The organism is Ferruginibacter sp. SUN106 (assembly GCF_050611765.1).
Lineage (GTDB): Bacteria > Bacteroidota > Bacteroidia > Chitinophagales > Chitinophagaceae > Ferruginibacter.
Map to the genome: position 1 here is coordinate 972,620 of NZ_JBODJC010000003.1, position 14,100 is coordinate 986,719.

Annotated in this window: 10 protein-coding genes; 6 read left to right on the top strand and 4 right to left on the bottom strand. The window is 40.2% G+C overall.

The window, feature by feature from the left end:
• Positions 1-102: 102 nt before the first annotated feature.
• The 4 genes from ACQ334_RS15600 to ACQ334_RS15615 all read right to left on the bottom strand — a co-directional run bounded on the left by ACQ334_RS15600 (position 103) and on the right by ACQ334_RS15615 (position 7,967).
• Positions 103-1,350: an oligogalacturonate lyase family protein gene (locus ACQ334_RS15600; protein WP_430989172.1), complete on the bottom strand. Its 1,248-nt coding sequence runs from the start codon at positions 1,348-1,350 to the stop codon at positions 103-105.
• Between the two features lie 307 nt (positions 1,351-1,657).
• A complete protein-coding gene (locus tag ACQ334_RS15605) occupies positions 1,658-3,085 on the bottom strand; it encodes an arylsulfatase (protein ID WP_430989173.1) in 1,428 nt (475 codons plus the stop codon).
• Positions 3,086-3,629: 544 nt separating this feature from the next.
• Positions 3,630-6,578 carry a sugar-binding domain-containing protein gene (locus ACQ334_RS15610; protein WP_430989174.1) on the bottom strand — a complete coding sequence of 983 codons (2,949 nt, stop codon included), beginning with the start codon at positions 6,576-6,578 and terminating at the stop codon, positions 3,630-3,632.
• Between the two features lie 246 nt (positions 6,579-6,824).
• Positions 6,825-7,967 (bottom strand): glycoside hydrolase family 88/105 protein, encoded by a 1,143-nt coding sequence (locus ACQ334_RS15615; protein ID WP_430989175.1) that lies wholly within the window; start codon positions 7,965-7,967, stop codon positions 6,825-6,827.
• A gap of 267 nt (positions 7,968-8,234) precedes the next feature.
• Between ACQ334_RS15615 and ACQ334_RS15620 the strand changes: the two genes are divergently transcribed.
• From ACQ334_RS15620 to ACQ334_RS15645, 6 genes are all read left to right on the top strand, one after another.
• Positions 8,235-9,632 carry a hypothetical protein gene (locus tag ACQ334_RS15620; protein WP_430989176.1) on the top strand — a complete coding sequence of 466 codons (1,398 nt, stop codon included), beginning with the start codon at positions 8,235-8,237 and terminating at the stop codon, positions 9,630-9,632.
• A gap of 60 nt (positions 9,633-9,692) precedes the next feature.
• Positions 9,693-10,361, top strand: coding sequence for a hypothetical protein (locus ACQ334_RS15625; protein ID WP_430989177.1), 669 nt, complete (start codon positions 9,693-9,695; stop codon positions 10,359-10,361).
• Positions 10,362-10,603: 242 nt separating this feature from the next.
• On the top strand, positions 10,604-11,053 hold the full coding sequence (locus ACQ334_RS15630) for a DUF6438 domain-containing protein (protein WP_430989178.1): 450 nt from the start codon (positions 10,604-10,606) through the stop codon (positions 11,051-11,053).
• 291 nt (positions 11,054-11,344) lie between these two features.
• Positions 11,345-11,773: a hypothetical protein gene (locus ACQ334_RS15635; RefSeq protein ID WP_430989179.1), complete on the top strand. Its 429-nt coding sequence runs from the start codon at positions 11,345-11,347 to the stop codon at positions 11,771-11,773.
• A gap of 303 nt (positions 11,774-12,076) precedes the next feature.
• Positions 12,077-12,802: a hypothetical protein gene (locus tag ACQ334_RS15640; RefSeq protein WP_430989180.1), complete on the top strand. Its 726-nt coding sequence runs from the start codon at positions 12,077-12,079 to the stop codon at positions 12,800-12,802.
• 25 nt (positions 12,803-12,827) lie between these two features.
• A complete protein-coding gene (locus ACQ334_RS15645; RefSeq protein WP_430989181.1) occupies positions 12,828-13,808 on the top strand; it encodes a T9SS type A sorting domain-containing protein in 981 nt (326 codons plus the stop codon).
• Positions 13,809-14,100 lie beyond the last annotated feature (292 nt).

Genomic DNA, 14,100 nt, shown 5'->3' on the forward strand with positions numbered 1-14,100 from the left:
GTGAGACGTCAGTCGTGAGACGTCAGCCGTGAGACGTCAGTCGTGAATAGCTAAAAGAAATAACCATTCTTAGAGTGCCACTCACGACTCACGTCTCACGACTCACGACTTCTTCACCTCCACCGCATACACATTCGATTCTCCTTCAAAATTCGCCCTGAAGATGATCCATTTGCCATCCGGGCTAAAATGCACATTAGGTTCTAATTTATATTGATGGTGTTTCATATTTACCAGTTTCTCGGTATCAAAATGATCGCCGTTTGGTGTAAACAAATTGATCCATTGTCCATCAGGTGCTTTAGCTACCGCACCGGGATCGCCGCCATCACCTGCAAATAAAGTTTCATAAGCATTGCTGTTGTAATGTACACTCCAGTCGTTACGTGGCAGGCTGTATTTAATTTCTTTTCCGGTAGCTACATTGTAACCGCCTACAAAAAAAGTTTGTCCTTTGGGTTGCTGCAGGTCAAACCACATGGTTTTGCCTGTTTGGCCAAACCATTCATGTCCCCATATTTCCATATCCATAGTGCGGTGATGCACTTGTGTGATCTGTTTGGTGTTGACATTGATATGCCATATCCTGTTTACTTTATGCCATGGCCCTTCATGACAAAAAGAAAGCAATGCAGGATCAGTAGTAGAAAATTGCAAATGATTCAACCAGGCACTGTCGGTAAATATTTTATTCAGCACACCTGTTTTTACATCAATGGTGAATAATGTTTTAGGCAGGTGAGCATCGTAGATCAAATTAAAATAACTGCTCTTATTGGGATTATTTTTTAAAATTTCTTTCTCTGCATCGGTAGCTCTTGAACCTGCCAATAAAGTACCATCAGAGTTTACTGTCATAATACCCGACTTAAAATCCGCAGGATATACCGACACCAACCTTTCTTTTTTAGTAACAAAATCCAACGCAAATATGCTGTCCTTTACCTGGTAAAAAACAGTTTTTGTTTTTTCACACACCACTTCTCCGCTCATCGGTGAGGCATGAAAAGTAAGCTGTGTTAATTTTTTTGTTTTCAGGTCTATACTCCACAGCTGAGTATTATTGATATTAGTGGCAGGCGTGGCTTCTTTTTTCATATCGGTTACATCAGCAGCTTTTTGTTTGCTGTTGTTGTAAAAGATCATGTTGTTGCCAATAAAAGGATTGTTGTGAAAATAAAAACTCAGGCTATTCCCAGGCAGGCCATCCGATAAACGCACTATTTTATGATGGGTATCTTTATCGATCCATTCCGCAGGCATTTTTTGTCCGCCGGTTTCCAATACTTCCTGTGCATGTAATGCAGTACAGGCAGACGCTATCAGCAATCCTGTTAAAAAAACTTTCATTATTGTAAAAGATTTAGTAGTGATACAATCGTTAAAATCGTTATTGGTGGATCTGAATAGCAGCACAACTTATTTAATCGGATGACTTTATCCATCCTGTAGTTACATGACCGGGAATAAGAAATGATATTTTGAATTGCCCCGGTCTTTTCAATTGCCCTGGTCTTTTGAATTGCCCTGGTCTTTTCAATTGCCCTGGTCTTTTCAATTGCCCTGGTCTTCAGACCAGGGAATAATAAAAAAGAGTTACAGGGCTTTAGCCCATCATTTAATCCCTGCCCTGAAGGGCAGGGCAAGGATTAACACATTAATCATTCACCATCTTCTTCCCCGCTAACTCTTCGGGCAGCAACGGCCAGTCTTTATTTGGAGTATGCACTTTTTTAATCATCGCATTCAATTTCTTTACAATGCCCGGAAACTTATCTGCAATATCATTTTTTTCACCGGGATCATATTTCAGGTCATACAATTCCACTACAGTGGTTGCGGCAGTATTCACATTCAGTTTTACCAGTTTCCAATCTCTCCAGCGTAAAGCCTGACGGCCATTGTTTTCATGAAACTCCCAATACAAATAATCATGTTGCACTTGTTTGCCCTGGTGTAATAATGTAGGTAGTATGGAAACGCCATCTACTTTTTTATTTACAGGTAATCCGGCTACTTGTTGAAACGTAGGATACATATCCCACAATGCCAGCCACTGATCCGTTACAGCAGGTGGTATCTTTCCTTTCCAATAAGCAATAAAAGGCACACGAATACCACCTTCATACAGGTCTCTTTTAATGCCACGGTAAATACCATGGTTCTGAAAAAATTCAGGGTCGCCACCATTCTCTTTATGCGGACCATTATCACTGCAAAAAATGATGAGTGTATTTTCTGCCAGGCCATTTTTGTTGATCGTATTTACAATCTCTCCTACATATTTATCCAGCCTGCTTACCATAGCTGCAAAAGCGGCGTGTGGATAGGGCTCATAAGCCAGGGTATCTTTTTTATTACCCAAAGGAACAGGTATTTCATTAAATTTTCTGATGTAATAATTGTACACACTGTCGTGCGGTAATATCACATCGCCATGTGGTAAGGTATAAGGTAAGTATAAAAAGAAGGGTTGATTGCTGTTTTGCTGGTTGATGAATTGCATGGCTTCCGCATGAATGGTATCAGCAGAGTATACAGCATTGGCTGTAAGGTTGGCAGTAAAATCAATTCTATCATGATTATGCCATAAATGATCAGGATAATAATCATGTGCTAACGACTGGCAATTGTATCCAAAAAATTCATCAAAGCCTTTTTTGGCAGGATCGCCGGAAGTGGTGATAAATCCTAAACTCCATTTACCAAAGGCGCCTGTGCGGTAACCGTTTTTTTGTAAAAGGTTAGCAATGGTGATTACGTTGTCTTCCAATGGTGTTTGTCCTTCGGGTGTAAAAGTTTTATTGCCCCTTATGGGGGTGTGGCCTGTGTGCAGGCCGGTCATCAGTGTGGTACGTGCAGGCGCACATACAGTGGAGCCGGAATAGAATTGCGTGAATCGCATGCCTTCTTTAGCAAGCTTATCCAGGTTAGGGGTTTCTGTTTTTTGTTGCCCGTAGCAGCCGATGTCTGCATAGCCGAGGTCATCGGCAAGGATGAAAATGATATTGGGGGATGGAGATTTTTTTTGTGCGGTTGTAGTTAAAGCAGTTAATAATAAAATGGCGGTAAATATTTTTAACATGGGTTAGCGTTATTTCTTTTTTGTTATCTCTTTTTAATTTAAAGCTTTCACCTCCTCAGCCGTCCCGAAAACATTCGGGATGCGTACCTGCGCCGGCGCATCTTTTGCTTCTTTCGAAAAATTATCGCCTGCCGGCGAATTTTTCGAATCCCGCCTTCGGCGTCACCGAACCAAAAGATGCGCCTTACGCAGGTACTGGTGGAGAAATAAAAACAGTTTCCAATTTAACACTCCTGCCTTTCATTGAACATTGAGCATTGAGTGTTGAACATTGATCATTTGTACTTACCTGAATAATATTGAACATTGATCATTCCCTTCCCTACAAATCCCCCTTAACACAACAAGGTCTCCCGCCTTTCATTGAGCATTGAATATTGAACGTTGAACATTGAACATTTCCTCCGCTACGAATTCCTATAACAAAACAAAGTCTCCTGCCTTTCATTGCACATTGAGCATTGAGTGTTGAACATTGATCATTTTCCCTCGCTAACAATTATTCTTGCTGAAAGCAAACGCCTTTGCCATTAATAGACATTCTTTATAATTTTTCATAAATCTCTGCCTCTATAATACTCAGCGTTCCCTTCGCATTCGCATCATTTCTTCCCACACCATCATCTAATTTCTTACCGTTCACTTCCATTCCTGTAGTAGTGGCGGCGCTAATGGTTTCTTTTACCAGTTCAATCCTCACTTTTTTTCCTTTGGTGGGTTTGCAGATGAGGGTGCAATAGCCAAGGCTTTTCGGGGTGCTGTCTTTATACACTTCTTTACCATCAACAGTAATACGCAAGGGATAACTGCGGCTGCGGAAATTATTCAGCTTCAAGGTAATTTCACTTACGGTGGCAGCTCTTTCAAGATCGTATTCTATCCAGGCCGTATTCAGTTTGCCATCATTTACCCAATCGCTCAGTTCATTGTCATCATAACTGGCAAAGGCACTGTCGGCATGTGCACCGGCTGTGGCTTTTATTATGTTAATTGGTGTACGGGTGATAGTATAAGAAGGCGTGGCAGGTGTTGGCCCTCTTTGTAAATTAGAGGGCAGTCCTGCGGAAGGTAATATTTTTGATAAGCCCCCTTCGGTTACAAACGGTGTAGTAGTTAACGTTAGTGTGGCCGGTTTCAATCCATCTGCTGTAGCAGTAATTTTAATTTCGCCGGGCGAAGTAGTGGAACGTATCAAAAACCTGTTCACGCCACCTTCTACCGGGAACTGCTGCGATAAAATATAATTATCCGGGCCAATGGCCATACCGCCTCTCCATACGGCAGGACCATCCAGGGTATAACTGATCATGTTTAATGCAGTAGGGCAACGGCTGCCTTTGGCATCAATTACTTCCACTTCCACCAGGGCAAGGTCATGCCCGTCGGCAATAAAATCAGTGGGGCGTTTAATACTTTTCAACCGCAATGCCACCGGCTCGCCAACAGTAGTCAACTGGTCTGAACAAACTACAGTATTTTTTTCATCATAACCTTTGGCACTGATATTACCCAGTTGCCATGCTACATTCTTAAATGTAAACAAAAAGCCATCGCTCTTTGTGCCGAAGCCTAAAGAAGTGCCATTAACTTTCAGTTCCACTTTTGCTGCGGTGGAAACAACATAGATATCTTTTTTTACACCCGGCAAATAATTCCAATGCCCTATAATATGGATATGTTGTTTCTCAGGATTCACCCAGCCATCCCACATCACCTGGTTGGCATAAAAATTTTCTTTGATGATACGTAGTGCATCCACTTCCCCACTCCTGCGGTAATTATCCACACCACGGTGGTGCGTATTGGTTTCGCTGAAAACAATGTTCACACCGCCGGCGCTTACACGCTTTCCGGTACCCGGCCTTTCGTTCCAGAATTCGAACCAGCGTTTTACATTTTCCACCGCATGGCTTTCCATATTGCGGTTGTAGGCAGAAGCATCCTGCCCGTTGTGCAAAGGGCCTACACCATCTTTATGATAAGGTGGTGTATAATCGTCCCAGTATTTTCTCGAACCTTCATCACGGGAATATTCCATAGCCCACATAGGAATATGGGCACTTTTGTTGGTGTACAACATTTCGCCGCCATACTCTGCTACTTTACTATCCAGCATTTCACGGCTGCCAATAGCACGGCCGCCTTTAGCATCATAAGTGTTGCGGATATCTTTCATCTCCTGCATATGAGCATCAGAAATACTTTCATTACCACATTCATAAAAAATAATGCTGGGGTTATTGCGGTTGTAAATGATCGCATCTCTCATTACGGCTTTGCGTTGCTCCCATCGCACACCTTCCACGTCTTTTTCTGCATCGCCTGCCTGCATGGATTGCATCAGGCCCACACGGTCGCAACTTTCAATATCCTGTTTCCATGGGGTAATGTGCATCCACCTTACTAAATTACCGTTACTCTCCACCATCAATCCATTACTGTAATCACTCAGCCATGCCGGCACACTTAAACCCACTGCCGGCCATTCATTGCTTGTTCTTTGTGCATAGCCATGCACCATTATCACACGGTCATTTAAATAGATCATGCCGTTTTTAAATTCTGTTTTTCTAAACCCGGTGGTGGTGGTTACTTCATCAATGGTAATATTATTTACCGTTAACCTGGTTTGCACATTGTACAAATAGCCATAGCCCCAGCTCCAGAAATTTAATCCGTTAACAGCAGCAGCTGCTTTCACGGTTTTTATTTCTCCCGGGGCAATCATGGTTTTATCTCCTGTAAAAGTTTTTATTATTTTTCCGTCTTTGTCACTTACCTGTACTTCGTAAGTAATATTCAGTTTAGCAAGACTTTCATTCTTTACTTCACTCTCTGCATGTACCGTTGCAGTTTTTGCTTTAATGTTGTAGTTATCCGCATACACATACACACCGGTTGTTTTTAAATTGTTGTACAAAGGCAAAGTCTGGTACACTTTCGGCACCACATGCAGGTACACATTTTTACTGATGCCGCCATAGTTGGCATTAAAGTTTTTATCCTCCCACTGAAATTTGCTGTTGGTGGCTTTTTCCCTGTACTCCCAGCTGTTATCAATACGCACCGCAATCACATTTTCTATATCGCCAAATTCTGCAAGCTCAGTAATATCAAAACCAAAAGCCATCACCCCATTTTCGTGCAGGCCGATAAATTTCCCGTTCACATAAAATTCACCCGCTTGTCGTATACCTTCAAATTCCAAAAATATTTTTTGACCTTTGGCATTGGCAGGAAGGCGAAAATGTTTCCGGTACCATACAATGCCGGTGCTCAGGTCGGCAATATCTTTTTTAAACGCATCATCTTCGTTCCAGGCATAGGGCAGCGTAATATTTTTCCAGTACGAATCGGCGAAAGTTTTTTTGGCATAGATGCTGTCATCCTGCAGGCTCAGTTTCCAGTCGCTGTTAAAATTGTATTTGGTGCGTTGCGCCTGCGTGGATTGCAGCAATAAAAAAAGAAGAAAAAGAAAACAAAGTTGTTTCATTAAAAATGGTTTATGTATGTAGTTCACTGCGTGAACTGATGAGCAACAAATGTCGCAGATTTATTGAATTCACTTCGTGAATTTTTGTTAGCCACAGATTGCACAGATTACACAAATTATTTTAATTCACTGCGTGAATTGTTTTGCCACAGATCGCACAGATTACACAGATTGTTTAAAACCAATTGCATTTTTCTGTGTAATCTGTGCAATCTGTGGCTAACCCTTGCTGCGCAGCAGCAATTCTTATCGTTTAATCTTATACACTTCACTCCCGGCTAACAGAAAACAGCCCAATCCAAAATCCTCAAAATCCGGTTCCCTGTCGTACGTTACAGGTTGCGATTCTTTAGGCTCTTTGCCCGTGCCCTGCACCCAACCTAAAAAGCCATTGGCATGCACACTCTCTTTGGCCATTGCATTCCAGGCTTTGGTAACGATGGGTAAATAAGTGGCACGGTCTAAAATTTTATTGTTGATGCCCCAGGCCATACCGTATACAAATAAAGAAGTGCCCGTTAGCTCCTTGCCGCCAAAATTAGTGCTGTCGTGCAGGCTGGCATTCCAGTAACCATCATTGCGCTGAATGGGAATTAATGCTGCCATCATTGCTTTATAATCCGATACATATTCTGCACGGTGCGGTTCATTTTTTGGAATGTTACTCAGCACTCTTACCAATGCCGCTACTACCCAGCCATTGCCACGGCTCCAGTAACAATCTTCGCCATTGGGTTCTTTGTAAGGCGGATCAAAATCCTTATCCCGCCACCACAAACCTTCGGCAGCGTTGAACAAACCATTATCGCCGTGTTTGTTTCTCGTGTACGCATACATCTCGTACATGCGGTGAAAATAATTCGTGTCTTTATAAATTACGCCCAGTTTGGCAAACACCGGCATCGCCATTTGTATCGCATCCACCCAATGCCAGTCGTCAATTTTTGAAGATTGAAGCATGAGGTCAACAGAAGCTTTGATGCTGTCGATATGCGTTTTGTTTTTATCAATAGTATAAAGGTCAATATAGGTTTGCCCGCAGGCCTGGTTATCACCGTTACGGGTCTTAATACCATCCCTTAAACTCCAGTTGTGTTTGGCGCTCCAGTCTACCGCATAATTGTAATAGGCCTTTTGTTTATCTACACTGTACAATGCCATCAGGCCTTCGTAATACACGGCCCTCGTCCATATATGGCTGGGCCAGGTGCGGTTGCGGCTGGGCACAAAAATGGGCTTGCCGGCATCGGGCCATTTATCCATAAAATATTTGTTGGCCAATGTAATGGTTTTTAAAACATCTTTTTTAGCGGCAAGTTGTTGTGCGGTGGTGCTTTGTACAGCCAGCAAACAAGCGCTGATAACCAGGAAGGCTTTGATACATTTCATATATGCAAGTTAAGGTGCTAATTAATATGCAGTTTAAAGCATTGGGCGGGGAAGAGTGTTATGTGGTATCCTGTAGGGGGAAGTATTTTTTTGAGTTTAGTTATTAAAGATTATTTTTATTTGGAAAATTGTAACATGAAATGGCAATAGCAAAATTTTTGTTCATTTTTTAATTAAGTAACAATTGGTTAGTGAAGAAGAGTTGCGTAAATGCAGGAGTTAATGGCAATACGAAGACAGCCCCTAAAGTATCATAGCAAAAAAAATATGACTCAACCAGAAAGCTCACCAGCTAACAACAATGATAAAATTCTTTCGGCAGAAGAGCTGAGGGCTTTGTTACGCAATCCACCCAAAGAGTTTATTAAGGAAGAGTATGGGAAATCTAGCATTCTCATTTCTGGTTGCACTTTTGAAGATGAATATTTAATATTAGACGATACCGTCACAGTAAATTTGCCACTCAAATTTGAGGGTTGCACTTTTAAGTCCGACAAATTATTTTTCATTGATGGGATGACATGTAATGAATCTTTAACTTTTGAAGGCTGTACAATATCAGACTCTATTTATTTTAGTAGCGGAACTTTTAAAAAAGAAGTCTTGCTGAAGTATGTATATGTTAAATCTGTTCATTTATCCCACTGTACATTTGAAAAAGTTAGCATCTCCGGTTATGAAATCAACGAAGTATGGGTTTCGGGGACAAAATTTGAGAGTTTACATATAGGTGAGTATCTAATTGGTGATAACATAAAAAAACTTGTAATTTTTGCCAAAGAAGATGAAACAGGCGATATTATTGTTAGAGAGCAAAGTTTTGATGAAATATCGCTGCACGGCATAAATAAAGGAAAAAATTTCAGCTTCGCAAAAATTAAATGCAACAACATTTCCATAACAAATTTTAAAAATGAGGGTTCATTAAACTTTTATGGCATTGAACCAAAAGACTTGACCAATGACAAAAGGTATTTCCAGATTACCAATAGCAATTTGGACAAAGTCCAATTCTATAGAGCTTTTTTCTCTCAATATAAAGAGCTTATAATAATAGACAGTTTTATTACTGACGCTCTTTTTATAGGCTGCAAATGGAGTAACAATGTAAGAGCGATAAACGGACCTGGATATGGAATATTTGAAGATTCACTAAAGACTGGACGCAAGACCACCCCTAAGGAAATCGTTGCTATTAAGGAAGCATACAGACAACTTAAAATCTCAATGTCGAAGCATAGTGATAAAATACAAGAACACAAATTCTATTCAGAGGAACTTAACTTTCACAATAAAACACTATCATGGGGAAAGCCATGGAAAAATCAATTTTGGGACAAAATGATTTTACTTTGGAGTAAAACATTCAGTGATTATGGTCAGAGTTTTATAAAGCCGTTAATCTGGTTATTATTTGGTCATTATATTCTTTTTCTAATTGCACTTTTGTTTAACGGATTTAAACCATTGCACATTTCAATTTGCGAGCCAACGGCTGCAGGCTTTCAAGAAGCCTTTGAAAAATTCTTTATTTATATCAACCCATTAAGGAGGTTGGAGACGTCTTTTTCTGGATATTTGATTTTCTTAGACTTGTTAATGCGAATCTGGTCATCGTACATGATATACAATCTTATCAGAGCATCAAGAAGATTTATCTCATGACAAACAAAAGCACATTCCACTAACAAAAGGTTTGCAGCAAAGCTAGCGAACTTGCCGTCGTTGATAACCACTCTTCCCCAAGCAAGTGCCTTTGTTTCGCCGCCGCAGGTACTCCCATCCTCAGAACCCTCCCGCCTGGTCTTCAACCAAACGGATACCACCAGCACACTGCTGCAGGTACAAAAAAGTATTTTTCTACTGTTTGTTGCATTTGCAATTACAAGCTGTTATTGTTACAGTTTTATAATGAGTTATTTCTTAATTTTAAATATGCAAAAACAAACAGTCAAACCTGCTCTTTATTCTAAACAAATTGGCCACGAACTCATCATTCTTACTGACTTTATTACTGATGTTTATAATGAATTCGAAAAACTATCCTGGTCTAATAATTCACAATTTGAAATTGGTTTTTTCGAAAAAGATATGATTACTAAATCCAGCGTATTTTTCGGTATTTGGTATGAACTATGGAATCATTTCGAAATCCCTCTTTCTATTGTTATAAATTACAAAGGAAAAGCACCAGTAGAAAAACATCAAAGTATTAAGCGCTATATCGAAAGTAAAAAAATCAAAGGCATAATATTCAAAGATTATTCAAATTTTGCTGTAATATTATTCGACTATGATTTTTTTAATTATGAAAATGATGTTGAGCGTACAACAAGATTATTTGAAGAGATCACTCAGTTTCTTGGAATTAACAACAGTCTAACTAACACATAAATTTTCGCCCCCGCAAGTCTTCTCCTACTCGGCACGCCCTGCCTTGTCTTCGACCAGCAGGCACCACTTGCCATTGTTGGTAGCCACTCTTCCCTTAGCAAGTGCCTTTGTTGGTATCGAAGCAAGGCCGTAAAGCGCTGACGTACCAACAAAATTGCGCCTACAAATACTGCCGCTGTATTTCCTCCATGTATATCACTAACCATTTATGGAAACTCTTTTGAATTGAATCTTTACAAAGTATGAAATTTACCTTCTGCTTTTTTATAACATTAATTTTATTATCAGCTTGTAGCCCGGATAAAGATCCGATTGACACTATCACATTTGAGGCTGATGCTTGTTTTGGTACATGCCCCATCTTTACCATGACTATTTATGAAAATGGAAAAGCGGAGTATGACGCAGAAAAATACAATACACTTAATGGCGTTTACCATACGGTAATAAAAAATCAATCTTTAGATTCTTTGCATCAATTGATAAATAACGTTAACTGGCCTTCCATACAAGATAATTATACTTCTGACTGGTCAGACCAACCCACTTATACTACCACACTACAGTTTAAAAGTGGAAGAATAAAAACAATAGTTGACTATGGCAATAGTGCTCCGGGTACTGTATTAAACATTTATACGCTTCTTTTTTCTTTACGAAATTCCCAGGCATGGTCACAAAATGTCCGGTAAAAAATATTGATTTCGCCGTCGTTGTTACCCACTCTTCCCTATCCCTTGCCTTTGCAGTCCGGATCGGATGAATAAAGCTGAGCAACAGAATATACCATCAACTACATTAACTTTACTCATCACCAGTTAGGGCTGATGAATTGCAGAATGTCAATACAGCAGAAAGCCCTGGCCGTTGTGTACACAATTTTTATGAGGCCATTCACTTTTTTTGTTTTTGTAGTACTGCTGGCAATTGCTGCATGCAATTCACCATTGACTAACTCACAATATTTCATTTCTAAGGTGCACATGAAACTGGAAATCCCTAAAGAATTAATTATTCTTGATTCATTAACTACTGAAGATTCAACTGAAACCCTCTTACGTATTGAAGGTGGGAAAAACAATTTTCTTTTATTCAGGTATACTCCCTGCACCTCGAATGCAAATGCAAGTTCTTGTGAGTTTGCAGAGCCCCCGCCCATAGCTTTCAGTTACTTTTCTCCAGACGGAGGAAAACCCAAATTCGATACCAGCTCAACTATGGAGTCAATTGGTGCCGTTCCATTTAAAGCATTTAAAACACAGATTACATACGACCAAAATTTATCTGTTGAACATATTGTATATAGCAAATCATTCAGCAACTACTTACTAAGCATTAATCTTTCGTATAGTGAGAAAGAGATGGGGAACAAACTTATACAGGTAATACGCTCGGCAAAATTCATAGATTAAAACAGCATACAACAAAAACATTCTTCACTGTCGTTGGTACCCACTCTTCCCGGTCTGGTGCATTTATTGGTATCCGGGCAAGGCCATAAAGCGCTGGCGTACCAGCAAAATTGCGCCAACAAATACTGCCGCTGCATTTGCAATAAGTGCTGTTATCGTTACTGCCTTACAATCAATACGCCGTTGGCAAAAGCCCCCTCTTTAAAATAATTATTCCATAACATATAATATATTTTTAAAAGTAAATAAAATGTAATATTGCAAACTTTACTTTTTATTAACCCTTATCAACTTATCAAAAAAATGAAAAAACTATTACTTTCCGGAACACTAGCTATTATTTGCCTGGTATTTACTGTACAACTGAAAGCCCAGGTAGGGATTGGTGTTGCAGTTCCAGATGCATCCTCTAAACTGGACATCACCAGCACTGCAGGGGGATTATTGGTACCAAGAATGACGGCGGCACAAAAAAATGCTATTGCCAGCCCGGCAACAGGGCTGATTATCTTTCAGACAGACGCACCTGCAGGATTCTATTATAATGCAGGTACCCCGGCTGTTAAAAACTGGGTTATTCTTTTAAACGGCAGCAGCAGCCTTGCTGCCGGTAATATTACCGGTACAGTTGCAGTAGCTAACGGTGGCACAGGTGCATCTACGCTTGCAGCAAATAATGTTTTACTGGGTAATGGAACCAGTGCATTGCAAACAGTAGCACCAGGTACCAGTGGTAATGTGTTAACATCTAATGGTACTACCTGGGTTTCGCAAGCAACCGCAGGCGTAACTAAACTAACGGGAACCAGTAGTAGTTTTACTTACTCGTCTTTTCCCACAATTGTTACCATTACCGTTACAGGAGCTGCTGTTGGAGATGCGGTGCTTATTACCCCTACTACCCCAAGTAATTCTGCAAGCTCCTTTGTAAATATTGGTTCTGCGCAGGTGTCAGCTGCAAATACAGTAACAGTTTTGGTGTATGATGGAGCAGGAACGCACACCATTAAAGCAACTGTATTCAAATAGGCTATCACATTTTAAACAGACTTCAATGAAAAAAATAATTCTTATCATACTTGTTGCCATCACCACCTCACTTAAAGCCCAGCTTGTGGTAGATGCAGGCGGACTAACGGTGAAGGGTGGAGAGATACTGGTTGTTGATGGTTTATCATTAACTCCTTCATCAAATTATACATTAACTAACACCACGCTGGCAAAAACAGAAGCCTATACTATCACGCCTACACCCACCAACTATTACATCAAACGATATTTCAAGTTTAGTAATACTACCAGCCCTTTTACCGGAACCATTCTTTTTTCGTATGCAGGTGCAGATTTAAACGGATCAAACAGTGTAGCAATTCCGCAAGCAAATCTTAGAATGAATATCACTAACGGTACTACCTGGAGCGCTACTGCAGATGCCCCGGTTACGGCATCATCATATGTAAGCAGTGCAGTTGCAGCAATCTCATTAAACACGATCACTTTAGCTAACCAATCTGCTCCTTTACCTATTACCTGGATAAGTTTTACTGCAGAAAAAAAGAACAATGGCGCTATCCTTAAATGGGCAACTGCAACTGAAGCCAATAGCAAAGACTTTATGGTACAACACAGCTTAAATGGTAGTGATTGGAATACTATTGGCAGTGTAAAAGCTGCAGGAAACAGCAACTCAGTTTCCGCATATAATTTTACGCATACATTTCCTTTACCAGGCACTAACTATTACCGTTTAATACAAAGAGACCTTGACGAAAGATACAGCAATAGTAACGTGATCAGTTTAAATTTTGACAGATCACAGTTATCATTACAAGCATTTCCTAACCCAGTATTGGATGGTAAGTTATCGGTGGTATTACCAGCAAGTGCTGCTGTGCAGATTTTTAACGCTGCCGGCAAGCTGGTGTATCAGCGTCAATTATTGCCAGGATTACAACAACTGGATATCCGCAACCTGGCTTCAGGTACTTACTGGCTTAAAGCTGGTAAAGAGTCTATTCAAATATTTGTTAAGTAAAAAATTATTACACGTTTTTTCAATAATAATTTTTTCAGTAATTCATCATCAGGAAGCCACTTGTTATAAAACAAGTGGCTTCTTTTTCGCCGTCATTGGTAACCCCTCTTCCCCGGGCAAGTGCCTTTGCTGGTATCGAATCAAGGCCATAAAGCGTTGGCGTAACAGCAAAATTGCGCCAACAAATACTGCCGCTGTATTTGCAATAAATGCTTTTATAGTTACTATCTCACCATCACTACGGGATTGAACAAAGCCCAAACGACGCCGAAAGAGATAATTATTATGCAGT

Bases quoted from the DNA above. Each gene is read 5' to 3' on its own strand.
- ACQ334_RS15630 (WP_430989178.1), top strand. From the start codon at position 10,604: ATGAAATTTACCTTCTGCTTTTTTATAACATTAATTTTATTATCAGCT.
- ACQ334_RS15615 (WP_430989175.1), bottom strand. From the start codon at position 7,967: ATGAAATGTATCAAAGCCTTCCTGGTTATCAGCGCTTGTTTGCTGGCT.
- ACQ334_RS15605 (WP_430989173.1), bottom strand. From the start codon at position 3,085: ATGTTAAAAATATTTACCGCCATTTTATTATTAACTGCTTTAACTACA.
- ACQ334_RS15645 (WP_430989181.1), top strand. From the start codon at position 12,828: ATGAAAAAAATAATTCTTATCATACTTGTTGCCATCACCACCTCACTT.
- ACQ334_RS15635 (WP_430989179.1), top strand. From the start codon at position 11,345: ATGAAACTGGAAATCCCTAAAGAATTAATTATTCTTGATTCATTAACT.
- ACQ334_RS15640 (WP_430989180.1), top strand. From the start codon at position 12,077: ATGAAAAAACTATTACTTTCCGGAACACTAGCTATTATTTGCCTGGTA.
- ACQ334_RS15620 (WP_430989176.1), top strand. From the start codon at position 8,235: ATGACTCAACCAGAAAGCTCACCAGCTAACAACAATGATAAAATTCTT.
- ACQ334_RS15600 (WP_430989172.1), bottom strand. From the start codon at position 1,350: ATGAAAGTTTTTTTAACAGGATTGCTGATAGCGTCTGCCTGTACTGCA.
- ACQ334_RS15610 (WP_430989174.1), bottom strand. From the start codon at position 6,578: ATGAAACAACTTTGTTTTCTTTTTCTTCTTTTTTTATTGCTGCAATCC.